Source organism: Paracoccus aestuariivivens, from assembly GCF_009711225.1.
Classification (GTDB): Bacteria; Pseudomonadota; Alphaproteobacteria; order Rhodobacterales; family Rhodobacteraceae; genus Paracoccus; species Paracoccus aestuariivivens.
In genome coordinates this window covers 62,455-86,717 of record NZ_WMIE01000006.1, presented here as the reverse complement: position 1 = coordinate 86,717, position 24,263 = coordinate 62,455, and the positions used below count along the sequence as shown (strand labels likewise).

The 24,263-nt window shown below is 64.5% G+C and carries 24 protein-coding genes; 15 read left to right on the top strand and 9 right to left on the bottom strand.

Annotated features, from left to right (window positions below; genetic code table 11):
• Position 1: 1 nt before the first annotated feature.
• Positions 2 to 1,465, bottom strand: a complete 1,464-nt coding sequence (locus tag GL286_RS11885) for an aldehyde dehydrogenase family protein (protein WP_155095787.1) — start codon at positions 1,463 to 1,465, stop codon at positions 2 to 4.
• 234 nt (positions 1,466 to 1,699) lie between these two features.
• Here GL286_RS11885 and argE point away from each other — a divergent pair, with 234 nt between their 5' ends.
• Positions 1,700 to 2,821: an acetylornithine deacetylase gene (gene argE / locus GL286_RS11880; protein ID WP_155095786.1), complete on the top strand. Its 1,122-nt coding sequence runs from the start codon at positions 1,700 to 1,702 to the stop codon at positions 2,819 to 2,821.
• A 9-nt stretch (positions 2,822 to 2,830) separates the two neighbouring features.
• On the opposite strand, the gene GL286_RS11875 is transcribed toward argE, so the two are convergent.
• Entirely contained in the window at positions 2,831 to 3,481 is a 651-nt protein-coding gene (locus tag GL286_RS11875; RefSeq protein ID WP_211596303.1) for a TetR/AcrR family transcriptional regulator, read from the bottom strand.
• A 140-nt stretch (positions 3,482 to 3,621) separates the two neighbouring features.
• Between GL286_RS11875 and GL286_RS11870 the strand changes: the two genes are divergently transcribed.
• Positions 3,622 to 4,083 (top strand): MAPEG family protein, encoded by a 462-nt coding sequence (locus GL286_RS11870; protein ID WP_155095785.1) that lies wholly within the window; start codon positions 3,622 to 3,624, stop codon positions 4,081 to 4,083.
• 12 nt (positions 4,084 to 4,095) lie between these two features.
• On the opposite strand, the gene GL286_RS11865 is transcribed toward GL286_RS11870, so the two are convergent.
• The 3 genes from GL286_RS11865 to GL286_RS11855 form a co-directional block, all read right to left on the bottom strand.
• Positions 4,096 to 5,139 carry a class I SAM-dependent methyltransferase gene (locus GL286_RS11865; protein ID WP_155095784.1) on the bottom strand — a complete coding sequence of 348 codons (1,044 nt, stop codon included), beginning with the start codon at positions 5,137 to 5,139 and terminating at the stop codon, positions 4,096 to 4,098.
• 125 nt (positions 5,140 to 5,264) lie between these two features.
• Entirely contained in the window at positions 5,265 to 6,317 is a 1,053-nt protein-coding gene (locus GL286_RS11860; protein WP_155095783.1) for an alpha/beta fold hydrolase, read from the bottom strand.
• A gap of 80 nt (positions 6,318 to 6,397) precedes the next feature.
• Positions 6,398 to 8,356 (bottom strand): BTAD domain-containing putative transcriptional regulator, encoded by a 1,959-nt coding sequence (locus GL286_RS11855; RefSeq protein WP_170295162.1) that lies wholly within the window; start codon positions 8,354 to 8,356, stop codon positions 6,398 to 6,400.
• 189 nt (positions 8,357 to 8,545) lie between these two features.
• On the opposite strand from GL286_RS11855, the gene GL286_RS11850 reads away from it, so the two are divergent.
• From GL286_RS11850 to GL286_RS11840, 3 genes are read left to right on the top strand one after another with little or no spacing between them, the layout of a single operon-like run.
• Positions 8,546 to 8,677, top strand: a complete 132-nt coding sequence (locus GL286_RS11850; RefSeq protein ID WP_155095781.1) for a DUF1127 domain-containing protein — start codon at positions 8,546 to 8,548, stop codon at positions 8,675 to 8,677.
• Between the two features lie 48 nt (positions 8,678 to 8,725).
• Complete coding sequence (locus tag GL286_RS11845; RefSeq protein WP_155095780.1) at positions 8,726 to 10,045, top strand: tetratricopeptide repeat protein; 1,320 nt, start codon at positions 8,726 to 8,728, stop codon at positions 10,043 to 10,045.
• Between the two features lie 10 nt (positions 10,046 to 10,055).
• Positions 10,056 to 10,241, top strand: a complete 186-nt coding sequence (locus GL286_RS11840) for a hypothetical protein (RefSeq protein WP_155095779.1) — start codon at positions 10,056 to 10,058, stop codon at positions 10,239 to 10,241.
• Between the two features lie 64 nt (positions 10,242 to 10,305).
• On the opposite strand, the gene GL286_RS11835 is transcribed toward GL286_RS11840, so the two are convergent.
• On the bottom strand, positions 10,306 to 10,764 hold the full coding sequence (locus GL286_RS11835; RefSeq protein ID WP_155095778.1) for a glyoxalase superfamily protein: 459 nt from the start codon (positions 10,762 to 10,764) through the stop codon (positions 10,306 to 10,308).
• Positions 10,765 to 11,052: 288 nt separating this feature from the next.
• Here GL286_RS11835 and GL286_RS11830 point away from each other — a divergent pair, with 288 nt between their 5' ends.
• Both GL286_RS11830 and GL286_RS11825 read left to right on the top strand, forming a co-directional pair.
• Positions 11,053 to 12,168, top strand: a complete 1,116-nt coding sequence (locus tag GL286_RS11830; RefSeq protein ID WP_155095777.1) for a zinc-binding dehydrogenase — start codon at positions 11,053 to 11,055, stop codon at positions 12,166 to 12,168.
• A complete protein-coding gene (locus GL286_RS11825) occupies positions 12,168 to 12,629 on the top strand; it encodes a DUF1810 domain-containing protein (protein WP_155095776.1) in 462 nt (153 codons plus the stop codon). Before GL286_RS11830 ends, GL286_RS11825 begins: the two co-directional genes overlap by 1 nt.
• On the opposite strand, the gene GL286_RS11820 is transcribed toward GL286_RS11825, so the two are convergent.
• Positions 12,617 to 13,432: a FadR/GntR family transcriptional regulator gene (locus tag GL286_RS11820; RefSeq protein ID WP_281352119.1), complete on the bottom strand. Its 816-nt coding sequence runs from the start codon at positions 13,430 to 13,432 to the stop codon at positions 12,617 to 12,619. The two genes, GL286_RS11825 and GL286_RS11820, sit on opposite strands and share 13 nt — an antisense overlap.
• 247 nt (positions 13,433 to 13,679) lie before the next feature.
• On the opposite strand from GL286_RS11820, the gene GL286_RS11815 reads away from it, so the two are divergent.
• The 8 genes from GL286_RS11815 (at position 13,680) to GL286_RS11780 (ending at position 21,905) form a co-directional block, all read left to right on the top strand.
• On the top strand, positions 13,680 to 14,147 hold the full coding sequence (locus GL286_RS11815; protein ID WP_155095774.1) for a RidA family protein: 468 nt from the start codon (positions 13,680 to 13,682) through the stop codon (positions 14,145 to 14,147).
• Entirely contained in the window at positions 14,144 to 14,944 is an 801-nt protein-coding gene (locus GL286_RS11810) for an amino acid ABC transporter ATP-binding protein (RefSeq protein WP_155095773.1), read from the top strand. Before GL286_RS11815 ends, GL286_RS11810 begins: the two co-directional genes overlap by 4 nt.
• 21 nt (positions 14,945 to 14,965) lie before the next feature.
• Positions 14,966 to 15,634: an amino acid ABC transporter permease gene (locus tag GL286_RS11805; RefSeq protein ID WP_155095772.1), complete on the top strand. Its 669-nt coding sequence runs from the start codon at positions 14,966 to 14,968 to the stop codon at positions 15,632 to 15,634.
• Between the two features lie 7 nt (positions 15,635 to 15,641).
• On the top strand, positions 15,642 to 16,292 hold the full coding sequence (locus GL286_RS11800; RefSeq protein ID WP_155095771.1) for an amino acid ABC transporter permease: 651 nt from the start codon (positions 15,642 to 15,644) through the stop codon (positions 16,290 to 16,292).
• A 69-nt stretch (positions 16,293 to 16,361) separates the two neighbouring features.
• Positions 16,362 to 17,195: a transporter substrate-binding domain-containing protein gene (locus GL286_RS11795; protein WP_155095770.1), complete on the top strand. Its 834-nt coding sequence runs from the start codon at positions 16,362 to 16,364 to the stop codon at positions 17,193 to 17,195.
• Between the two features lie 143 nt (positions 17,196 to 17,338).
• Positions 17,339 to 19,429, top strand: a complete 2,091-nt coding sequence (locus tag GL286_RS11790; protein WP_155095769.1) for a hydantoinase/oxoprolinase family protein — start codon at positions 17,339 to 17,341, stop codon at positions 19,427 to 19,429.
• A gap of 12 nt (positions 19,430 to 19,441) precedes the next feature.
• Positions 19,442 to 21,076, top strand: coding sequence for a hydantoinase B/oxoprolinase family protein (locus tag GL286_RS11785; RefSeq protein WP_155095768.1), 1,635 nt, complete (start codon positions 19,442 to 19,444; stop codon positions 21,074 to 21,076).
• Between the two features lie 124 nt (positions 21,077 to 21,200).
• Positions 21,201 to 21,905 carry a FadR/GntR family transcriptional regulator gene (locus GL286_RS11780; RefSeq protein ID WP_155095767.1) on the top strand — a complete coding sequence of 235 codons (705 nt, stop codon included), beginning with the start codon at positions 21,201 to 21,203 and terminating at the stop codon, positions 21,903 to 21,905.
• A gap of 9 nt (positions 21,906 to 21,914) precedes the next feature.
• Here the strand turns inward: GL286_RS11780 and GL286_RS11775 are convergent, their stop codons facing one another.
• Complete coding sequence (locus GL286_RS11775) at positions 21,915 to 22,961, bottom strand: AI-2E family transporter (protein ID WP_155095766.1); 1,047 nt, start codon at positions 22,959 to 22,961, stop codon at positions 21,915 to 21,917.
• An 83-nt stretch (positions 22,962 to 23,044) separates the two neighbouring features.
• Positions 23,045 to 24,259 carry an NnrS family protein gene (locus tag GL286_RS11770; RefSeq protein WP_155095765.1) on the bottom strand — a complete coding sequence of 405 codons (1,215 nt, stop codon included), beginning with the start codon at positions 24,257 to 24,259 and terminating at the stop codon, positions 23,045 to 23,047.
• Positions 24,260 to 24,263 lie beyond the last annotated feature (4 nt).

The following is a 24,263-nucleotide window of genomic DNA, read 5'->3' as shown; positions in this document are numbered from 1 at the left end:
CTCAGAGGTCGATCAGAACGGATTTCGAACGGCGGTTGGCGTGATAGGCCGCGCGGCCCAGATCCTTGCCGATGCCGGAGGATTTGTAACCACCTGTCGGCAGGATATGATCGCGCGAGCGGCCATAGCGGTTGACCCAGACCGTCCCCGCCTGAAGCTGGCGCGTCACCCGCAGGCTGCGCGACAGGTCGCGGGTAAAGACCCCCGCCGCCAGCCCGTAGGTCGGATGATCGGCCAGTTCCAGCGCCTCGCTTTCATCGGCAAAGCTTTGCAGGGTCAGGACGGGCCCGAAGATTTCCTCGGTCACGGCGGGGTTGCGCGCCCCGACTCCGAACAGCAGGGTCGGCTGGTAGAAATAGCCCGGCAGATCCATGGGGGCGGCGCCGCACAGGACCTCGGCTCCGTTCACGATGGCGGCCTGAACGATGTGGTCGATCCGGTCGCGCTGACGCGCCGAGATCGCCGGAGAATAGCCCGTTTCGGCCAGCCAGCTCGGGCCGGGATTCTGCGGCTGCATCAGGGCCACCAGCTTTGCGGCAAGCGCATCCGCGACCTTGGCCTCGACGATCACGCGGCTTCCGGCGACGCAGGCCTGCCCCGCGTTGAACATGATGCTGCCCGCGATACAGCGCGCGGCCAAGTCCAGATCCGCATCGGCAAAGACGATCTGCGGGCTTTTGCCGCCCAGTTCCAGCGTCATCGGCTTGACGCCGGTCCGCGCCACGTTCTCCATGATCGCCCGTCCGGCCAGCGTCGAGCCGGTGAAGCTGACCTTGCCGATATCGGGATGACCGGTCAGCGCCGTGCCGGTCACAAACCCGTCGCCCTGGACGACATTGACCAGCCCTGCGGGAATACCGGCCTGAACCGACAGTTCGGCCATGCGCAACGTGGCGAAGGGGGTCATCTCGGATGGCTTCAGCACCACGGCATTTCCTGCCGCCAGGGCCGGACCGAGCTTCCATCCCGCCATCGAGATCGGAAAATTCCACGGCGTGATCGCGCCGACGACTCCATAGGGCTCGTCCATGATCAGGCCAAGCTGGTCGTCGCGGGTCGGGACCAGATCGCCGCCCTCCTTGTCGGCCATCTCGGCGAAGAAGCGGATCTGCTCGGCGGTGACGGCCACGTCGATTGCGGGCAATTGGCTGATCAGCCGCGTCGAGGCGACCGCTTCAAGCTGCGACAGCTCGGTGGCATGGGATTCGATCAGATCGGCCCAGCGATGCAGGGCCCTTGTCCTGTCGCGGGGCTGGCACGCGCCCCAGCCCGAAACTCGTTGTGCTTTGGCCGCGACCTCGACCGCGCGATCCACCAGATCGGCATTCGCGACCGGAACCGTACCCAGGGGCTGCGCGTCGGAAGGGCGCGACAGATCAAGCGCGCCCTCGTCCTTGACATAGGTACCGCCGATGAAATGCGCGCGGGGCAGGTCCAGACTATCTGGGTCGAATGACAGGCTCATTGAATTTTCCGCTGGTTCTTTCGGCAAGGCTAGCCCCGTCAGAGCCGCATTTGTCTTTGGCTCGGCATGGTCCGCAGCGGATTGTGCCGTAGGGGGCGGGTCCGGCGGCAGATGATGCCGCCGCAATGCGCCCCCTTATGCCGCAGGAAATTGCGCGGACGGGTCGGCATTCGGCAGCAAGACATGCCGCATCGGGTGCAGGATTGCCGTGATCCGTGACCACCCGAGACCGACATGACCCCCGAAGACATCCTTTCCGACCTTGTTTCCTGCGCCGACCTGCCGGGGAAACCCAATGATACCGTCGCGGATTGCGTCACCGGCCACCTGCGCCGCATGGGCGTAGAGCCGGTCATCCTGCCCGGCCCCGAAGGTGACCGCGTCAACATCCTTGCGACGATAGGGCCTCGTGACCGGTCGGGCCTGATCCTGTCGGGCCATATGGATGTGGTTCCCGTCGCGGGCCAGCAATGGTCGTCCGATCCGTTCCGGCTGACCCGCCGCGAGGGCAGGCTGTTCGGGCGCGGTGCCTCGGACATGAAGGGGTTTCTGGCCTGCATGCTGACCATGGTCCCCGAATTCAAGGCAGCAAATTTGAGCCGCCCGATCCATCTGGCCTTTTCCTATGACGAAGAAATCGGCTGCCGTGGCGTCGGTCACCTGATCGGGGCATTGCCGCAACTGATCGCCGCCCCGTCCGGCTGCATCGTGGGCGAGCCGACGGGAATGCGGCCGGTGCTGTCACACAAGGGCAAGCAATCGACCCTGCTGCGGATCGAGGGTCGGGCGGCGCATTCCTCGCAACCCGATGCGGGTCTGAATGCGATCTATGCCGGAGCCGAGATCCTGCTGGCCATCCGCGCCCTGAACCAGCGCCTGTCCCGCTCCGGTCCGTTCGACGCGCGGTTCACCCCATCGCATTCGACGGTCGTGGCGGGCGTCGTGCGTGGCGGAACTGCCGTCAACATCATCCCCGACCTGTGCGAGATCGAGATGGAGGTCCGCTCGGTCCCCGGTTCGGACCCCGCCTCGATCACGGCCGAAGTCATCGCCCTTGCGCGGGCGCTGGTGCCGGAATCGGCCCTGTCGATGCAGGACCACGAACTCAGCGCCTATCCCGCGCTGCCGCCGTCGGACGATCCTGCACTTCCGGACCTGCTGTCCCGCCTGACCGGCCACGCCCCGCTGCAATCGGTCAGCTACGGCACCGAGGCGGGACTGTATCAGGCTGCGGGAATCCCCTCGATCGTCTGCGGTCCGGGCGAGATCGCGCGCGCGCACCGTCCTGACGAGTTCATCACCCCCGAGGAACTGGCGGCCTGCTGTCACATGCTGCGCGGGCTGATCGCGGCTTAGATCGGCGCATCAGCGGGCGGCCTTGGCGAAAACCTTGCTCAGGGCCTCGATCATCTGTTCGTCCGAGTAAAGCAGGGGGTCGCCCTGCGACTCGACCAGCCCTTTCATCGTCAGCACCCCCAATGCCGAGACGAAGGCAAGAAAACTCAGCAGGCGGGGTTCGACCCCGTCCTGCCGACTGTCTTGCGCAAGCATCCGGCTAGCCCGGCCAAGCATCATGTCATTGATCGGCCGGATGCGCTGGAATTCTTCCTCGGACAGTTGCAATCCCGATGTGTTCGACACCTGCCCCAGCAGATAGGCGACACGGAAATCGTCCAGTTGCGGGGCGTAGCCATCGACGGTCGCGCGAATGATGGCACCAAGGGCCGCTTCGCCCGTGTCCGCGCCTTCGACCGCATCGCGGACACGCTCGGCCTGACCGTGCCAGATCGCGAAGACCAGTTCGAAGACCAGCACCTCTTTGGAGGCAAAGTAGTAATACAGGCCCGTCCGCGACATTCCGGCCTCGCGCGCGACCGCATCGAGCGTCACCGCCGCGATGCCGTCACGCAGCAGCACGGTACGGGCGGCGGCAAGGATTTCGTCGCGCGAGCGGTCGCGGCGGCGCTGGTGGCGGGCGCGGCGCGCTTCGGTCAGGTCAGGTGTCATCTTCGTCATGGCAGGCCCTTGCGACTTCGGTCCGAACATACCCGCGCAAGCGATTAAAGTCTATTTGTTGACTTTTTCGACGCCATGTCGAAATATTGGAATCGCCGTCTGGTGATGGTGCGCCAGCCCGCATGTTCAGGGGTGATCGAATGGACCAGTTGCACCTAGCAAATCCGGTATTCGCGACTTTCGCCATCGCTGCGGCCATCATGGTGCTGAAAGGTGTCGCGATGTCGTGGCTGACCGTCGCGCGGCTGATTTCGACCAATGCGGGCCTGCTCAACCCCGAGGATCTGCGAAAGACGCCGTTCAACCCCGATCCGCATCCCGAGCAGCTGGGCCCGAACGAGCGGGTGGACCGGATCAGGCGCATCCAGCAGAACGATCTGGAAAACCTGCCCTATTTCTTCATTGCCGGCCTGCTTTACGTCACCACGGCGCCGCCGCTATGGCTGGCGCAGATGTTGTTCTACGGCTTCGTCGTGACGCGGCTTGCGCATTTCGTGGCCTATTACACCGCGCAGAACCACGAGGTCCGGGCGGCCTTGTGGACGCCCGGTTCGCTGATCATCCTTTTACTTGCCGGAGCCACGCTGGTCGCGGCGTTCTGACGGGCGCAGCGTTCAGGATGCTTCAAGGATCATGTTCAGGGGAGTGCTGGCAGCGCGGCGGACGCGGGTGAAGCCTCCGGCGCGGATCACCTCGGAGAGCCTCGCCTCACCTGCCTGTGCGCCAAGCGCCGCCCCGGTTTCCTGCGCGAGCGAGGTCGGTACGCAGATCATCGTCGAGGCGGAATAGTAAAGTCGGCCCACGGGGTTCAGATTGTCATCTAGCCGGTCGGCAGCATTCGGTTCGACCACCATCCATGTGCCTCCGGGTTTGAGCTTCTGCCGGATATGGCTTGCCGCCGCGACCGGATCGCCCATGTCATGCAGGCAATCGAAGCAGGTGACGAAATCATAATCTCCGGGGAAGTCCTGCGCACGGGCGACGTCGAAACGCACATTCGAGATGTCATGGGCCAGCGCATGGGCGCTTGCGGCGGCAATCGAGCCGGGATGGAAATCGTAGCCGACAAACTGGCTGGCGGGGAATGCCTGCGCCATCAGCATGGTCGAGACGCCATGCCCGCAGCCGATATCGGCAACCACCGCTCCGTCCTGCAAGGTCTCGACCACGCCGTCCAGCGCGGGCAGCCATTCCTGCACGAGGGCGTTGACATAGCCGGGCCGGAACATGCGCGCGACGGCACAGAACAGGCAGCCCGCCTGATCGCCCCAGGCGACGCCCTTGCCGGTCCTGAACGCCACCTGCACCTTGGTCTGGTTCTCGACCATGGCGGCTGCGGTATCGAATGCACCGATCAGATTGGCCGGACTGTCGGGCGTGGCAAAGACAAAGGCCTGCTCGGGCGACAGCGAGAAGCGGCCTTCCGCATGGGTGACATAGCCCGAGGCCGCCTGCGCCGACAGCCATTCGCGGATATAGCGCGGCGCGCAACCCGTGGCCAAGGCCAGCGCCTCGGGGGTGGCGGGGCCGATCCGGTCCAGTGCTGTGTAAAGCCCCAACGCATCGCCGATCCGTACCAAGGGCACGCTGACGGCTCCGCCCAGATCGCCAAGCACCTTGCCGATGAATTCGTTCAATCGGGTTTCGTCCAGTGGCATTTCATCCTCCTGTCGCGGCGCGGTTGCCGCATGTGGGCAGGATCGCGGATCGGCACGCCCCGCGCATGAGGCGCGCGACCCAAGCGGCCCCGAAATGCCGTGGGACGAATGTCCCGGATCCGGCATTATCCGCCCAGCACCCTGACGATGGCCTGCGCACGGCTGCTGACATCGAGCTTTGACAGGATCACCGAGACCTGATTACGCACCGTCTTTTCGCTTTTGCCAAGGCGAAGGGCGATCGAGCGGTTATCGAGCCCCGCGACGATCAGGTGCAGGACTTCGGATTCGGCGGTGGTCAGGCCCGAACCGGCCAGAACCGGATGCGGGGCCGGTTCATCCAGAAACGCGGCAAGCTCGGTATGGAAAACCGCCCATGCCGGTTCCGTCGGCAAAAGCACATGGTTGGCGCTGGCAAGCGGCACGAAACGCGCGTCGGGGATCGTGGCCGCGATCAGCGCGCCCTGCTCGAACGGCACCCGCATATCCCCGCGGCATGAGGCCACCAGCGTCGGAACCCTGATCCGTGCGCAATCCCCAAGCACATCCAGCCCCTGCATCTGGCGCAGTGTTTCGGCGGCGACTTCGGGCGAGGCCGTCTCGCGTTCCAGATCGCCCCACCAGCGATGCTGCTCGGGTGTGCCGTCTGGAATGAACAGATTGGTGAAGAACTGGCAGAAAGCCGGATTGCTGCGGCCCCAGCCGATGCGGACAAGATTGAACAGGGTTTCGGCCTCGAGCAACTCGGCATCGGTTCGGGCCCGCGTGCGGCTGCCCTGCGCATAGGCATTCACTAGAACCAGATGAGACACCCGTTCGGGATGACGGGCGGCGTAGTGGATCGCCAGCGCGCCGCCCTGCGAGCCGCCCAGAAGCGCAAATCGATCCACGGGGACGGTCGCGATGACGGCCTCGAGGTCCTGATGCCATGTCGCGAGCGACAGATCGGCGCAGAACCGCTCGGACATGCCGCAACCGCGCGGGTCGTAGCGGATGTAGCGGTGATGGCGGGACAGGGCCTCGACCCAGGGCTGCCAGACGGGGCTGTCCAGATCGTAGGTGACATGGCTTAGCCAATGCGCCGCGCGCAGCAGGACCGGACCCGCGCCACATGCCGCCACCGCGATGCGCGTGCCGTCCTGCGAATGGCAAAACGAGATGTCCTGATGCAATCTCATCATAGCTCCTGCGAGCCGGAATCCGCGCCTGCGAGACGCGGGCAATACTACATCGGATCGCGGATAGGTACGGCGCTTTTCTAGCTCATCCCCGCGCTTTTCAGGGCCAGAATGACACGTTCGCGCAGTTCCGGCGTGACTCCGGCGCTTAGCGGACGGATCCCCAGCAGTGAAACGTCGGACAGGTCGCGTTTCGCCGCCGCGATAACGTCGCGCGCGTCCCCCAGCCGGTCCTGCTCGACCAAGGCGCAGGTCAGGGCCAGATGCGACCAGATCTCGCGCGGCAGCATCAGGACGGCGCGGCGGGCAAGTGCCTCGGCGATATCGGGCGATTCCAGCAGAAGATGGGCAAAGGACTGCACGGTCAGGAACATCGCCGCCAGCGGATCGCGCGGGCTGAAGCGCAAGGCCCGCTCGGCATGGAACAGCGCCGGTTCCGGCTCGTTGGCCCAAAGATGCGCGGTGCCCAGACCGTAATAGGTCGAGGCGTAGCTGGGATTCAGATCGCGGGCCAGACGCAGGTGTTCGAAAGCGGAACGCAACTGGCCCGCATAGGTCAGAAGCCGTCCCAGAACCACCTGCGCAAAGGGGCTTGTCGCGTCCAGATCGACCGCGGCGCGACCATGCGCGATGGCCTGCGCCATCGTGGCTTGCGGGTCGGGAACCATCCGCCATGTGATCCCCACAAGCCCCAGATAGGCCAGCCCCGCCTGCGGCAGGGCAAAATCGGGCGCGAGTTCGGCGGCGCGGGCAAAGATCGCGCGCGCCCGTTCGGCCTCGTCGGGGTGGAAGCGATAGGTGTGCCACAACCCGCGATGGAACAACTCCCATGCGTTCAGATCCGAGGGCGGTTTGCGCAGGGCGCGTTCGCGTTCGGACTGGCGCATCTCGGCATCGACGCCCGCAAGGATCTGGGCCACGACCGCGTCCTGCATGGCGAATAGTTCGGACTGGGGCCGCTCGTAGCGTTCGGCCCAGAAATTTCGACCGGTCGCAGCATCGAGCAGGCGGACCGAAAGGCTGACTCGCTCGGCGCGGCGGCGCACGACGCCGGTCAGCACATAGCGCGCGCCAAGGTCCTGCGCCGCAGCATCGGGACGCGATGCCTTGAACTGGAAGCTGGATTGGCGGGCAATCACAAGAATGTCGCGATGCCGCGTCAATTCGGTGGTGATGTCATCGGCCAGCCCTTCGGCAAAGAAATCGCCGTCGCCATCCGCATCGGCATCCGCAAAGGGCAGGACCGCGATGGAAAGCTGCGGATCGTCGGGCCTTTCGAGCGGACGGGCGGGCTCTGCCGCTGCATCGTCGGCCAGTTCCTCGGCCAAGGCGCGGGTCTGGGGCGAGGGCAGGATGCCCAGCTCGTCCCGCAGCAGGTCGCGGCAGCTGCGGAACTGCGCCAAGGCCATCGCGCGGTCGCCCGACTCGGCCAGCAGGCGGATCAGCAGGCGCTGGCTTGGCTCGCGGAAGGGATCAAGCGCGACCAGATCGCGGGCCAGCCCTATCGCCACCGGAAGATCGCGCGCCGCCGTCTCGAGAGCGGTTGTTTCCAGCAGCTTCTGCGCCAATGTGCGGCAGCGGCTGCGTTCGAAATCCATCCAGTCGCCAAGCGACTGGCCATCGGCCTCGATCCCGTCAAGGAAAGTGCCCGTCAGGGTGGAAACCTCGCGCGGGCCGGCGCCGCCGGTTCCGCACAGGGCCTCAAGGCGCGACAGGTCGCTTGCCACCGAGTCCGCCTGCAGGCCCACGGCCTCGCGATTGCCGATCACTGCCGCCTCGCCCAGTGCCTGACGCAGATGCGACAGGGCATTGCGCAGACTGCCGCGCGCCTGTTCCTCGGCGCGGTCTTCCCACAGCAGGCCGCAAAGCCGCCCGCGCGGATGCAGCCGCCCCGGAGAGCAGCCCAGATAAGCCAGCAGCAGGCGCGACTTGGCCGTTGGCAGCGTCACCTCGCGCCCGTCCACGCGGGCCGAAAACCCGCCAAGCAGCGTCAGACCGATCTGCGCGGGGTTGCTGCCGTGAAGGACCGGTCCGGGCATGGAACACATCCGCAAAGGGCCAATAGCGGGATTATGCCGCGCGACCCGAGGTCATGCCAGCGCGGATCAGCGCCGCACGCCTGTCGATTTAACGATGTTTTCACGCGGATATGCCCGATCTTTACCGGAGCGATCACGCATGCCTGCGACAAAAGGCCATGGAAACCGCTGACGCGAAGGATGCCCGAAATGGCCAAACCGACATTTCGCCCGTTCACGACCCTGTTCTACCGCCGACCGATCCGGCGGGGGATCGGCAATCTCTCTGACCATCTGCTGCGCGACATCGGGTTCGGTCCCGGTTCGATCCGCCAGCGTTGACATGTCCCATCGCCCGCCACCGCGCGGACCCTTTCAAGGAACAAGACGATGACCCTTCACGATATGCACGGTCTGACCCTGACCGGAGCCAGCGAAACCGGTCGCGCCGCCTATGAGCAGGCCCTGACCGAGTTGCAATGCTACCGCGCCGATCCGGTCGCGACCATCGACCTTGCCATCGCCGCCGATCCGGGCTTTGCCATGGCCCATGCCATGCGGGCGTGGCTGCATCTTCTGGGAACCGAACCGGCGGGCTTTGCCATCGCCGAGGCCAGCTACCGCGAGGCCACGGCCCATGCCCGCACCCCGCGCGAGAAAGGCCATGCCGCCGCCATCGCCGCGTTGCTGTCGGGCAGTTGGCACGAGGCGGGCCGCATTCTGGAGGATGTGACGCTGGCCGATCCGCATGACGGGCTGGCCCTGCTCGCCGGACACCAGATCGACTTTTTCAGCGGCGACGCGCGGATGCTGCGCGACCGCATCGCCCGCGCAATGCCCGCTTGGGATGTGGGGCGTCCGGGCTATCACTCGCTGCTGGGAATGCGCGCCTTCGGGCTTGAAGAAACCGGCCAGTTCGATCTGGCCGAGCGCTACGGCCGTCAGGGCGTCGAACTGGAACCGCGCGATGGCTGGTCGCAACATGCCGTCGCCCATGTGCTGGAGATGCAGAACCGCTCGACCGAGGGCATCGCATGGATGGGCGATGGCGGCGCATGGGCCGAGGGCAGTTTCTTCGCTGTCCATAACTGGTGGCATCTGGCGCTGTACCATCTTGAACTGGGCCAGACCGACGCGGTGTTCGACCTGTTGGACAGCCGCATTCTGGGTTCCGGCCTTGTCACGGTCATCGACCTGATCGACGCCTCGGCGATGCTGTGGCGGCTGCATCTGCGCGGCATCGACGTTCAGGGGCGTTGGGACGGCGTCGCGGATCGCTGGCAGCAATCCGGCCAGCCGGGGCTATATGCCTTCAACGACGTGCATATGGTCATGGCGCTGATCGGGGCGGGACGCATCGCCGCCGCCCAAGAGGTCGCCTGCGCCCTGTCAGAGGCCGCGCATGGCTCGGGCGACAACGCCCGATTCAGCGCCATGATCGGGCTTCCCGTCGCGCAGGGCCTTCTGGCCTTCGCGCGGAGGGATTACGCGACCTGCGCCCGCCATCTGCGCGATATCCGTGGCATGTCGCGGCACTTCGGAGGCAGCGACGCACAGCGGGACGTGCTTGACCTGACGCTGATCGAGGCGGCGCTGCGCGGTGGAAACGGTGCCTTGGCGCGGGGCCTTGTGGCCGAACGCGCAGTCAGTCGCCATGACAGCCCGCTGACCGGACTGTTCCAGCGCCGCGCCCAGTCGCTGCCGGTCTGAGGGAAATCCGATGTTCGGGATTCTCGCGAAAGGCACGCTCAAGCCGGTCCCGTCGCGTTGCCCGATGGCAGGGGACATGCCCTGCCGCGCGGGGGCGACCTGCCAGCGCCTTGTCTGCATCCGTGCCTTCACGGCGGAAGTCACAGCCACCGGTCCCGCGCCCGATCTGGACAGGCGCAGCGGACCAGCCCGATAACCCTCCGCCCCGCAAGCGATAGCGCCGCAGCCTTCACGGGCTGCGGCGTTTCCGATGCGGTGGTTCAGGTGGCCAGACGCTCGACCACCAGATGCGGCACGCCGTCCGAGGTCTTGCGCGGCGAACGACCGGTTTCGTCGATCGTGCCCCGTATCTGGTGCCGCTTGTTCGAGAAGCTTTCGAACCTGACGGTATCGACCGGTTCATCCAGCCGGATCTCGATCTGGCGGTGCGAGAGCGGACCCGAAACCGCGACGACCGTTCCGGTAAAGATCTGGCCCAGATAGGCCCCCTTCACCCGTTCGCCGCAATTCGGCGCGGGCGGATCATTGCGCTGGCCCAAACGGGAATGCAGCGTGTTCCAGTCCCGCGCGCCGTGCTGACGGGCCACAAGCTCTAGCGCGGCGGCATGGTTGACGGTGTGGCCCTGCGCCTGCAGCGCGATCCTTAACGCCTTGGCCTGGGCCTTGGCCTCGTCAATGGCAGGGTTGTTCCGGTGTTGGGTTGCGTGGCGATCAGACATCCATCACTCCTGTAGCGACGCATTCCGATTGGGAAGGGAGCCTGCATTGCCCACCGGCGAAATGCTTCGAGGGTGAGATGTCGTCTTGCTTTCGGGCTTCACCGTGACTTTCGTCCGCAGGCGGCAGGTGCCCGACACCTTGCAGCCCAGATAGGGCAGGACCGGTTGCAGGTCAATCCGCCGCGACGAACCGGCTGCGGCGCGCGGCGGGATCAGGCAAAGCTGGACAATACCGTGCCAACCGCGTCCCATGGCGTCAGGATCGACTCCCCAGTTTGCGAGGACATCATGTCACGAACCAGTCTTGAGCTCAGATCGACCATCACGCCTGACGGGATTTTGCGGATCAATCTGGAACGCGTGCCGGTTCCAGAACCCGCGGCGGGCGAGTTGCTGGTCCGCGTCGAGGCCGCCCCGATCAACCCCTCGGATCTGGGCCTGTTGCTTGGTCCCGCCGATATGGCATCGTTGAAAGCCGAAGGCACCGCTGCCGATCCGGTCCTGACCGCCAAGGTCTCCGAACAGGGCCTTGCCGCGGTGCGGGCGCGTGTGGGGCAATCCATGCCGGTCGGAAACGAAGGGGCGGGGACGGTGATCGCCGCCGGTCCCGATCTGGCCCATCTGGTCGGCAAGCGCGTATCGATGATCGGCGGGGCGATGTATGCCGAACTGCGCCTGATCCCGCTGCAGGCCTGCATCGTGCTGCCCGATGGCGCCAGCGCGGCCGAGGGCGCCTCGATGTTCGTCAACCCGCTGACGGCACTGGGTTTTATCGAGACCATGCGCGCCGAGGGGCATCAGGCGATCATCCATGTTCCAGCCGCGTCGAACCTTGGCCAGATGCTGGTGCGGATCTGCAAGGATGACGGGATCGGGCTGGTCAATATCGTGCGCAGCCCGCAGCAGGCGGCCATGCTGCGCGATCTCGGCGCGACCCATGTCGTCGATAGCAGCGCCCCCGATTTCCGCGAGAAACTGGAACATGCCATTGCCGAGAAGGGGGCCACACTGGCTTTCGACGCCATCGGCGGCGGCGAGATGACCGGCACGATCCTGAACGCGATGGAGGCCGTCGCCCTGCGCAGCATGCCCGCTTACGACCGCTACGGCTCTGCGACCAAGAAGCAGGTCTATATCTATGGCGCGCTTGACACCGGCCCCACGACGCTGCGGCGCGGTTTCGGCTTTAGCTGGGGTATCGGCGGCTGGCTGCTGTTCCACTTCCTGCAACGCACCGATCCCGCCATCGTCCAGCGCATGCGCGAGCGTGTCGCGGCCGAGATGACCACCACCTTCGCCAGCCATTACACCGCGACCATCAGCCTGACCGAGGCACTGAAACCCGAAATCGTGGCCGCCTATCAAAAGAAAACCACGGGCGAAAAATACCTGATCGTGCCGTGATGACCGCCGGTTCCCGCGATCCCGACGCGCTGGCGCGGTTCACCGCCGCGCAGCGCGATTGCTATGACGTGGCGCTGGCGGAGTTGCGGGCAGGGCGCAAGCAAAGCCACTGGATGTGGTTCATCTTCCCGCAGCTGCGCGGACTGGGTATGTCGGAACGGTCGCATTTCTACGGCATCGCCGATCTGGACGAGGCACGGCGCTATCTGGACGACCCTGTTCTGGGGCCAAGGCTGATTGCCTGCTGCAAGGCTGTCCTTGCCCATGCCGACCGCCCGCCCGAGGCGATCTTGGGTTCGGTCGATGCCGGAAAACTGCGATCCTCGGCCACGCTTTTCGCGGCGGTCCCCGGGGCGGACGGCGTTTTCGGCGACATTCTGGAAACCTTTTTCGGCAGTATCCGCTGCCGCCTCACCCTGAACCGCCTCGGGGACGGGAAAGGGTCCGGTCACATCCCCTGAAACAGAAGTCCGCGATACCTGTTATGGACCCGCGAAAGATGGGCGCGCATCGCCTCGCGGGCGGATTCCGCGTTGCCGCCGCTGATCTCGTGGCAGATCGCGCGATGCTCCTGCACGGTGTGTTCGATATAGGCATCGGTCACCAGAGTCGGATGTTCCTGACGCGACAGCGTGGCGGTCGGCAGGATCCGCGCGCCCATCAGCGAGAAAAACTCCAGAAACGCGGTGTTGTTCGTGGCCTGAATGATCGCCTGATGGAAGGCGAAGTCCTTTTCGTCCAACGCGCGGTCAGCCGCGACGGCGGCTTCGAAATCCCGCGCCGCTGACCAGATCGCGCCCTCTTGAGCCAATGACTTGCGCTGCGCGGCCAGTCCGGCGGCGTGGACCTCGAAGGCCATGCGCAGTTCCAGCATGTCCATGAAAGAGCCGCTGAACTGGCTCATGGTCTGCAGGACGGCAGAATCCCTGCGTCGCGATGTCTCGGCCATGTCTTCGGCGACGAAAACCCCGACTCCGTGCCGCGATTCCAGAATGCCGTCGGCGGCGAGCGCGGCAATCGCCTCGCGGATGACGGTGCGGCTGACACCGAACTGGTCGCAAAGCTCGGCCAGCGTTCCCAGACGATCGCCCGCGCCCAGTCCCGCCTCGTCTATTTGGGACTGGATCATTCTGGCGGTTCGTGCGGTCAGGGATTCCAAGGCTTTCCTCCGGAGCAGTTTGACGGGGTGGTCACATGATCTTGATAACGCAGATGACGTTCCGCGGAAAGAGATAATATCACCTGACGTAGCGGCAGGAATCATCAAATAAGTCGCTTATTTGACGGTCGAATGACGGGCCTCCATCACGAAATATGACGCTTCGGCATACGTTTTTTGCCCGATTTCATGCGGCTTTCCGGATCATGTGCCCAAAACTACCGCATCAAAGTGGTGATACGACGCTTGACAGGTGATCGTACTTCAATGCAACTTATCGGAAAGATATGACATCAAGGGCGACAAGATCACATGTCGTCAACAGATGCGGATCCAACCGGGAGAAAAGCGCATGGGATCAACCCGCTTACGCCTTGAACGACTGGGAATCACCCTTCCGAAACTCGCAGCCCCCAGCGGAAACTACGTGCCGTGCCGGATCAGCGGGAACACGCTTTATGTTTCCGGACAGGTGCCGCGCATCGACGGCGTCGATGCCTATCAGGGCATCGTCGGACAGACGATCAGCCGCGACGAGGCGCATGAAGCCGCAAGGGTCGCCGCGATCAACATGCTGGCGCAGGTGGCACGGGCCCTAGACGGCGATCTGGACCGCGTGACGGGCTGCCTGCAATTGCGCGGCTTCGTCAATGCCGCACCCGGCTTCACCGACCATCCGGCGGTGATCGACGGCGCGTCCGACCTGATCGTGGCGGTTCTGGGCGATTGCGGTCGCCACGCCAGAACCGCACTGGGGGCAGGAACCCTGCCGCGCGCTTTCGCTGTCGAAATCGACGCCATTTTCGAGATCCGCCCATGAGCGCCGTGGCAGCCCGCATCAGGCCCGACCAGAATCCGCAGGCCGTGACGGACCATCCGGCTCAGGCGACCATCACGATGTCTGCCGTGAACAAGTGGTACGGCAAGATGCACGTCCTGCGCGACATCGACCTGCGCGTCAACAAGGGCGAGCATCTGGTCCTGTGCGGTCCCTCGGGCTCGGGCAAATCGACGCTGATCCGCTGTATCAACGCGCTCGAGGAAATCCAGAGCGGCACGATCGAGGTGAACGGCAATGTGCTGGGCCGCAAGGGCGCAAAAGTCGATCACATCCGCCGCGATGTCGGCATGGTGTTCCAGCAGTTCAACCTGTTCCCGCATCTGACGGTCCTGCAGAACTGCATGCTGGCGCCGCGGCGCATCCATCGCGCGACCGAGGCCGAGGCCCGCGACAAGGCGATGCATTTCCTCGAACAGGTCCATATCGCCGAACATGGCCACAAATATCCGGCCCAGCTTTCCGGTGGCCAGCAGCAGCGCGTGGCCATCGCGCGGGCGCTGTGCATGGGGCCGCAAGTCATGCTGTTCGACGAGCCGACCTCGGCCCTGGACCCCGAGATGGTCAAGGAGGTTCTGGATACCATGATCGGTCTGGCCGATCAGGGCATCACCATGATCTGCGTGACACACGAGATGGGTTTTGCCCGCGCCGTGGCGCATCGCGTCATCTTCATGGATCGCGGCGAGATCATCGAAAGCGCGCCTCCGTCCGAGTTCTTCGGCGCGCCGAAACATGAACGGACCCGCGCCTTCCTTGGCCAGATCCTGAACCACTGACGCGCGAAAGGGGCGGGGAACATGGACTATAGTTTCGACTTTGCTCCGGTCTTTCAGGCGTGGCGCCTGCTGGCCGAAGGGGCTTGGGCCACGACATGGATCTCGGCCATTTCGATGGCGGCGGGTCTGGTTCTTGGAACGATCCTGACCGCGATGCGCATGGCTCCGGTCGGCGTGCTGCGGGCGCTGGCGATCGGCTATATCGAGATCATCCGCAACACACCGTTTCTGGTGCAGGTCTTTTTCATCTTCTTCGGCCTGCCCGCTCTGGGCCTGCGACTGGATGCGATGCAGGCCGCGATCCTGACCATGACGCTGAATTGTTCGGCCTATATCGCGGAAATCGTGCGTAGCGGCGTCCAATCCATCCGGCCCGGCCAGATCGAGGCGGGCAAGGCTTTGGGGCTACCCAGCTTCGACGTCTACCGCTTCATCGTGTTCCGGCCCGCGATCCGTGCGGTTTATCCGTCGCTTTGCAGCCAGTTCATCCTGATGATGCTGAATACGAGCCTTGTGGCTTCGATCTCGGCGCAGGAACTGACCTATGCGGCGCAGATGATCGACAACCGGACCTTCCGCAGCTTCGAGGTCTATTTCGTTCTTGGAGCGATCTATCTGGCCCTGTCGCAGCTGTTCTCGCTGGGGCTGCAGCTGATCGGCCGGTCCTATTTCTCTTATCCGACGAAGTGAGGCTGACATGATCCGCACATTCGGTCTGCCCGAGATCCAGTTCATCCTTGAGGGTGCGAAATGGACCATCCTGATGTCGCTAGCGGCCTTCATCTTCGGAGGGGCACTGGGATTGCTGGTGGCGCTGGCGCGCACCTCGGCGATCCGGCCGCTTAGGGTCGCCGCCGCCTGCTATATCCAGATCTTTCAGGGCACGCCCCTGCTGGTGCAGCTGTTCGCCGTCTACTTCGGCCTGCCGCTGCTGGGGGTGAATGTCGAACTATGGCTGGCGGTCGTCACCGGTCTGGCGCTGCATGCCAGCGGGTTTCTGGGCGAGATCTGGCGTGGCTCGATAGAGGCCGTGCCGCGCGGCCAGACCGAGGCCGCCCGCGCGCTGGGGCTTGGCTATTTCGCCCGCATCCGCGACGTCGTGCTGCCGCAGGCGCTGCGCATCAGCCTGCCCGCGACTGTCGGTTTCATGGTCAATCTGGTCAAGGGCACGGCGGTCGCGGCGCTTCTGGGACTGACGGAGATGACGCGCTCGGCGCAGTTGATGTCGAACATCACCTTCGAGCCGCTCAAGGTCTATGCAAGCGTCGGGCTGTTCTACTTCATCATCTGCCTGCCGCTGACCCTGTGCAGCGCAAGGCTTGAAAAACGCCTGAATGCCCAAGGCTGAAGCCCGGCACCGGCGCATCGGAACTACCCCCAATGGCAAGCCGCAAGGCACAAAACAGGAGGTTTCAACATGCATATCAACGTAAACGTCTGGAAGGCGCTGACCGGAGCCATCGCGGCCACCACGCTTCTGGCATCCACCGCAATGGCCGTCACCCCCGACGAATTGCGCGCCAAGGGCAAAGCCGTGATCGGCGTCCAGATGGACCAGTTCCCTTGGGGCTTCATCGACGAGAAGGGCCAGAACGAGGGCTTCGATATCGAAGTGGCCAAGCTCATCACCGAAGAACTGGGGGTCGAGGCCGAGTTCTTCCGCATCACCGGCCAGAACCGGATTCCCTCGTTGACGACGGGTCAGGTGGATTTCCTTGTCCCCTCGATGACGGTGACCGAGGAACGGGCGCAGGTTATCCAGTATGTTCTGCCCTATTCCTCGAATGACATCACCGTCTGGGCCCGCAAGGACGCCAAGATCACCGGCAACGACGATCTGGCGGATTATGTGATCGGCGTGAACCGTGGCAGCGCCTTCGAGCCGATCCTTTCCGAAGTCGCGCCCAAAGGCACGCAGATCCGTGGCTTCGAGGATGACGCCTCGACGGTGCAAGCGATGCTCTCGGGGCAGGTTGATGCCATCGTCGGTTCGAAAACCTACGGGATCGTGATCGATACCACCGGACGCGGCGAGGCCTATGAGGCAAAATACAAGGTCGCCGACAACATCCAGGCCATGGCCGTGCGCAAGGGCGATCAGGAAATGTTGGCTTTCCTGAACGATTTCGTCCAGCGCAACACTGAAAACGGCAAGCTGGACGCGCTTTACAAGAAGTGGATCGGCTCGGACCGCGCCCAGCTTCCGACCCAGTTGCAGGGCGTCGATTTCACCGGAAAAGCCGCCGACTGACCCTGCCCGAGCGGCAACCCCTTTCCCCAGCATGAACCACCCCCTCTCCGACCCGTTGCGGGCCGGAGGGATCAGAACACACGACCCCGGATCATGGTCCCGGCCCGAAGCCGCCCTGTTCCGCAACCGGAGTTAGAGAGATTATGACGACAGATGGTCAACAGGTCAGGGTCGGCGTCGATATCGGCGGCACCTTTACCGACATCGCCATGGAGATCGGCGCCCAGTTGCACTCGACCAAGGTGCTGACCGATTATGCCTTTCCCGAAAACGCCATTGTCAAAGGCATCGGGCAGGTCTGCGAAGCCGCAGGAATCCCCTTGTCGCAGATCGACCTGATCATCCATGGCACCACGCTGGCGACCAATGCGCTGATCGAACGGCGCGGCGCGCGCACGGCACTGATCACCACCAAGGGCTTCCGCGATGTCATCGAGATGCGGACCGAAAGCCGGTTCGAGCAATATGATCTGAACATCGTCCTGCCCGCGCCTCTGGTGCCGCGCGACAGCCGTTTCGTTCTGGACGAGCGCATCGGTCCGGATGGCACGGTCCTGAAACCGCTCGATGATGCCGAGGTCGATGCCCTGTGCGACCGCATCATCGCGGCGGGCTATGAAAGCGTCGCCATCGGGCTGATCCATTCCTATCTGAACGCCGGTCACGAACGCCGCGTGCGCGATGCGCTGCTGCGCAAGGCTCCCGATCTGGCGGTGTCGATCTCGGCCGAGGTCTCGCCGCAGATGCGCGAGTTCCAGCGTTTCAACACGGTCTGCGCCAATGCCTTCGTCAAGCCGCTGATGGCGTCCTATCTGAACCGGCTGGTCGGCAGGCTCAAGGAAGCGGGCACGGATTGCCCCGTCTTCATGATCCATTCCGGCGGTGGCATCATTAGCGTCGAAAGCGCCATCGAATTTCCGGTCCGGCTGCTGGAATCCGGTCCGGCGGGCGGCGCGATCTTTGCGGCCGATGTGGCGACGTCCTATGGCATCGATCAGGTCGTCTCCTATGACATGGGCGGAACCACCGCCAAGATCTGCCTGATCGAGGGACAGGTGCCGAAGACCTCGAAAACCTTCGAAGTGGCGCGGACATGGCGCTTTAAGAAGGGCAGCGGCATGCCGATCTCGATTCCGGTGATCGAGATGGTCGAAATCGGCGCGGGCGGCGGCTCGATCGCCACGGTGGACAATATGCGCCAAATCCGTGTCGGACCCCATAGCGCGGGATCCGAGCCCGGACCCGCCTGCTATGGACGTGGCGGCGACAAGCCCACCGTGACGGATGCCGATCTGGTGCTGGGCCGGCTTGATCCGGACGCCTTCGCGGGCGGCAAGATGAAGCTGGACGCGGCGGCCTCGGCCAAGGCGCTGGATGGCGAACTTGCCCAGCGTCTGGGGATCGACAACGCGACCGCCGCTTACGGCATCGGCGAGATGGTCGATGAGAACATGTCGAACGCCGCCCGCATGCACGCGGTCGAGAACGGCAAGGAACTGGGCGATTTCACCATGATCGCCTTTGGCGGGGCGGCCCCGCTTCATGCCTCGCGCCTGTGCGAGAAGCTGGCCATCGACACGCTGCTGATCCCGCCGGGGGCAGGCGTCGGTTCGGCCATCGGCTTCCTGCGCGCGCCGTTCGGGTTCGAAAGCGTGCGGTCGGCCTATAGCCGCCTGAGCGCCTTCGATGCCGATGCGATCAACGCGGTGATCCGCGACCTGTCGGACGAGGCGACGACCTTCGCGCGCCGCGGCACGGGCGGGGGCGAGCTGGATCTCGAATGCACGGCCTATATGCGCTATGTCGGTCAGGGCTGGGAGGTTCCGGTCCCGATCGAGGTCCGCGCCTATGCCGCAGAAGACGGCGCGGGCTTCCGTGCGCTGTTCGACGAATGCTACGAGCGATTCTTCGGACGGGTCATCGACGGGCTCGATGTCGAAATCGTCAGCTGGTCGCTACGGGCCACCTCGCAAGTGCCGCCGCCAAAGCGGGTGACGCGGACAAGCAGGGCCCAACCCGCGCCGGTGGCGGGCAAGCGCCGCCTGTTCGACGCCCATCAGGGCCGCTTCAACGAAGCCTCGGTGGTCGAGCGCATGGCGATGAAGCCCGGCGACTGGGTGGCCGGACCTGCCGTCATCACCGAACGCGAAACCTCAACCATCGTCACCGCCAGCCGCGACGCGATCCTTCAGGCCGACGGTTGCCTGTTGCTCGCCGCCAAGGCCGCTGTGTGAAGGGGAAACAAAATGACCTCCATTCTGTCCGATGTGCATAAGCAGATCATGTGGAACCGCCTGATTTCCGTGGTCGAGGAACAGGCCGTGACGCTGATCCGGACTGCCTTCTCGACCAGTGTGCGCGAATCCGGCGATCTGTCGGCGGGCGTGTTCAACCGCGCCGGCCTGATGATCGCGCAGGCCGTGACCGGCACCCCCGGCCACGTCAACGCCATGGCCGAGGCCGTCGGCCATTTCATCCGCGATATCGGCCGCGACAATATCTTCGAGGGCGATGTCTTCATCACCAACGACCCGTGGAAGGGGACCGGCCACCTGCACGACTTCACCGTCGTCTCGCCCAGTTTCCGCGACGGGCAGCTGATCGGGTTCTTCGCCTGCACCGCCCATGTCGTCGATGTCGGCGGACGCGGCTTCGGCCCCGATGCGAACGAGGTCTACGAAGAGGGCCTGTTCGTCCCGATCATGAAGTTTGCCAAACGCGGCGAGGTGAACGCCGATCTGGTGAACATCCTGCGCAACAATGTCCGCGAGGCGCATCAGGTCGTCGGCGACGTCTATTCGCTGGCCGCCTGCAACGAGATCGGCCACCGTCGCCTGATGGATATGATGGACGAATTCGGGCTGTCCGATCTGGAGGATCTGGCCGATTTCATCTTCCAGCGCAGCCATGACGCCACCATCGAGGCCATCGCCACGCTGCCGCAGGGAACCTATGACAATGTGATGCGGGTCGATGGCTATGGCCAGCCCATCGACATCGCGGTGCGGCTGGATGTCATGGCCGATCATATCGTGTGCGATTTCGACGGCACGTCTCCGCCCAGCCCGAAAGGCATCAACTGCCCGCTGATCTATTCCGCGGCCTATGCCTGCTACGCGCTGAAATGCTCGATCGCGCCAGAAATCCCGAACAACCACTACTCGCTACTGCCGTTCAAGGTGAAAGCCCCCGAGGATTGCATCCTGAACGTCAAGCGTCCGGCCCCGGTCTCGGTTCGGCACGTTCTGGGCCATCTGGTGCCCGATGCCGTGCTGGGCGCGGTCCACAAGATGCTGCCCGGTCAGGTTCCGGCCGAAGGCTCGGGCGCGCTGTGGAACCTGCATGTCTCGGTCCGGCCGCTGCGCGGGACCGATGCGCCCGCCGATGGCGGCCAACGCGCCGAGGTTCTGCTGTTCAACAGCGGCGGGGCAGGGGCGCGACCCGCTCTGGACGGGCTAAGCGCAACCGCCTTCCCCAGCGGCGTGCATTCCATGTCGATCGAGGCGACCGAGCATGTCGGCCCCGTCATCTTCTGGCGCAAGGAGCTACGCAACGGATCGGGCGGCGCGGGGAAATATCGCGGCGGTCTGGGTCAGGTCGTCGAGATCTCGCCGACCTCGGGTCACGAGATCTATTTCAACGCGATGTTCGACCGCGTGGCCCATCCCCCGCGTGGACGCGAGGGCGGCATGGATGGCGCGCCGGGCGTCGTGCGGCTGGATGACGGCACGATCCTTGCGACCAAGGGCCGCCAGCACGTTCCGGCGGGGCGGCGTCTGGTGCTGGAACTGCCCGGAGGCGGCGGCTATGGCGCGCCCGACGACCGCGATGCCGAAGCGGATGCGCGCGACCGGTCGTTCGAATATGTGCTTGCCGATTAAGGCGACGCGGCGGGCTATCCGCCTGCCGCATTGACCACGACCCGAAGTGCCCTTGCGCGCTTCGGGCTTAATCCCGTGTCAAGCCCATTGCCGCGATGCCCGCCCTGTCGCTAGACGTGGCGGCATGAACCAAGATGCAAAACCATCGCGCATCGCGAACAAGGCCCTGCTGGCGAAACTGTGCGACAGCCTGCGCGACGATATCCTGTCCGGCCGCTATCCGGTGGCGTCGAAGCTGCCCTCGGAAGCGGTGCTGATCGAAAGTTTCGGGATGTCGCGCCACATTGTCCGCGATGCCATCTCTGCCCTGCGCGCGGAAGGTCTGGTCCAGTCGCGCCAAGGGGCCGGAGTCTTTGTCGCCGACCGCTCGGGTCCGGCCCGCCCCGAGGTCGCGGGCAACGCGGACCCCACCTCGGTTCTTGAACTGTTCGAGTTCCGTGTCGCGGTCGAAACCGAGGCCGCGGCGCTGGCCGCCGTGCGCCGCTCACCCGCGCAAGAGGAAGAAATCTACCGCCGCCATAGCCGGTTCGGCGAGATGCTGAAATCGGGTCGACACGAGCCCGGCGCCGATCTGGCACTTCACACCGCAATCGCCATCGCCGCGAACAACCGGCGCTTCTTCGACTTCATTTCCGGTTCTGGCAGTCCGATCATTTCCGAAACCGACACAACGGACGACGCCCTGCGCCACCTGACGGATGTGCATGAGGAACATGGCCGCATCGTCGCCGCGATCAGCGCATCCGATCCGGTCGCGGCGCGCGAGCAGATGCGCCAGCACCTTGTCGCCAGCCTGTCGCGCTACCGGTTGCTGCAACAACGGGCCTGACGCACCGGTTCAGGCCAGACTGCCATCCTTGGACAGCAGGACCGCGATTGGTCGCGTCGAGTCGATCTCGCTGAAGATGATAACCAGAATCGCCATGATCGGCACGGCAAGGATCGCGCCGACGATGCCCCAAAGCGAGGTCCAGATCACCAGACTGACAAGGATCACGAAGGGGCTGACATTCAGCGAATTCCCCATCAGCCAAGGCTCGATGAAATTGCCAAGCGCGACCTGCGGGATGCACATCACCAGAACAAAGACAACGACCGGCCAGATTTCCCCGACATTCAGCAGGACCAGCAGGCTGGGCAGGGCGACCCCGATCACGCCGCCGACATAGGGGATATAATTGAGCAGCCCGATCAGCATCGCCCAGAAACCGGCGAACTCGATGCCGTAAAGCAGCATGATCGCGTAGCTTGCCACGCCAAGGACGATGTTAATCAGCGTCTTGATGACCAGATACGTGCCGATCCGGCTGTTGACGTCCCGTATCACCTGCTGGATCTGGTTCACCTTGGAGGGCTGGTCCGACATGCACACGATCTTGTTCGCAAAGGCTTTCTGTTCAAGCAGGATGAAGCCCGCATAGATCAGGATCACTGTGAACGTGCCGATGATCGACATGACTGAGATCACCGAGCCAAGTATCACCCTGTGCAGGTTGAGATATCCGACCAGATCGCGTCTCAGGCTTTGCCAGCTTGGTTCGTCATCAAGGCCCAAAGCGACCGCGCCGCGCTGGATCAGGGCCAGCACCTGATCCTGATAGCCCGGAACCAGCGCCGCGACCTGCGTGACGTTCTGGACGATCAGCCAGACGATCAGCGCCATCGCTCCGAAACTGACGATGACAGCAGCCGTATAACGCAGCGAGGCCGGAATTCCGCCCAATCCCGGCACGCGCCCGATCAGTTCGGCCAGACCAAGGACGACATAGGCGACGATGACGCTCATGACGACCGGCTGGATGATGACCCGCCCGATGACAAGAACCCAACCGATCATGAGCGCGAGGCCCACACCGAAGAAAAGCCGTGCCAAGCCGTCGTTCATGGTCACCTCGGGTGCGCCGGGACGCCCCCATTGAACCGATGGCCTGCCGTTACGTCTACTGCTATTCGTCGCGGGCCACTGAATCAGGCCCTAGCCGTTCCCGAGGGCTGCTTTTTCGCCAGCCTTGGCCGGATCAGCGCCGGACCATAGATCGCGGCGAATCCGGCAAAGGCCATGATCCACAACCCGCCCGACAGATGCATCAGTCCCGTGGCATTCCCCGCGAGTCCCGCCACCACCCGCGCCGTGACCGAGACGAGCATCGCGACGAAAATCGCCAGCGTCGCGGGTCCGGCATGCAGCTCTCGGCCGGTATGGCCCAAGGTCGCGCGGCACATCACCGCCAGCGTCATCAGCCCGATGGCACCCTCTAGCCAGATATGGCGCGCGGTCGGAACCGGCATCAGGCCAAAGCCCGCAACGCCTTCGGCCAGAAACCCCAGCGCCAGCAGTCCGTAGGCCTTGTGCAGGACCCAAAGCAGCGGCTCGGACCGCACCTGCCAGCCGCACCAGCGCAGGACGCGCCACAGATGCAGGACGCCCGCCAGCAGCATCAGAAGATGGGTCGCGGTGGCCTCGGGCCAACCGACAAAGCCCGCAAGGGTCAGGCCGGTCACGCCAAGGATCGCCGCATCGGCGCGCCCGAACGGCGCTGGTAGCACCCGAGATTGCCGCGAGGCCAGCCAGTTCCGCGTGAAGCTGGGGATGATCCTGCCGCCGATCAGCGCGATCAGCAGCAGGGCGGCGGCCAGTCCAAGGCGCATCGCCCAGCTTTCATAGGCGGGCGAGGCGATATGTTCCTGCACATGGAAACCGGCATTGGCCAAGCCGTAAAGCGCGATCAGCCCGACCACAGGCAGGTTGCGCCAATTCTTGCCGCGCCAGATCTCGCGCGCGATGAAACAGACCAGCGCCACGGTCAGTGAAAGATCGACCAGCGCAGTGACCAGCCAAGGCAGATGCGCCGAACAGGCCATGGCCAACCGTCCGGCCAGCCACAACCCGACCAGACCGGCCAAGGGCCAGCCCATCACCGGCAGCCTTCCGGTCCAGTTCGGCACGGCGGTCAACACGAAGCCCGCGATGACCGCGCCAAGATAGCCGAACAGGAATTCATGCGCGTGCCAGCTGAACAGATCGAAACCGATCGCCAGCGGCTCGTGCCCCATCATCATCGGAATCCACAGCAACATCGCGCCGACGGCCCAAAGGGCCGCCAGCAGGAAGAAGGGCCGGAAACCATGGCTGAACAGCGCCGGTCCGGTGAAGTTGCGCATCTTTTCCGCCATGCCAGCCATGATA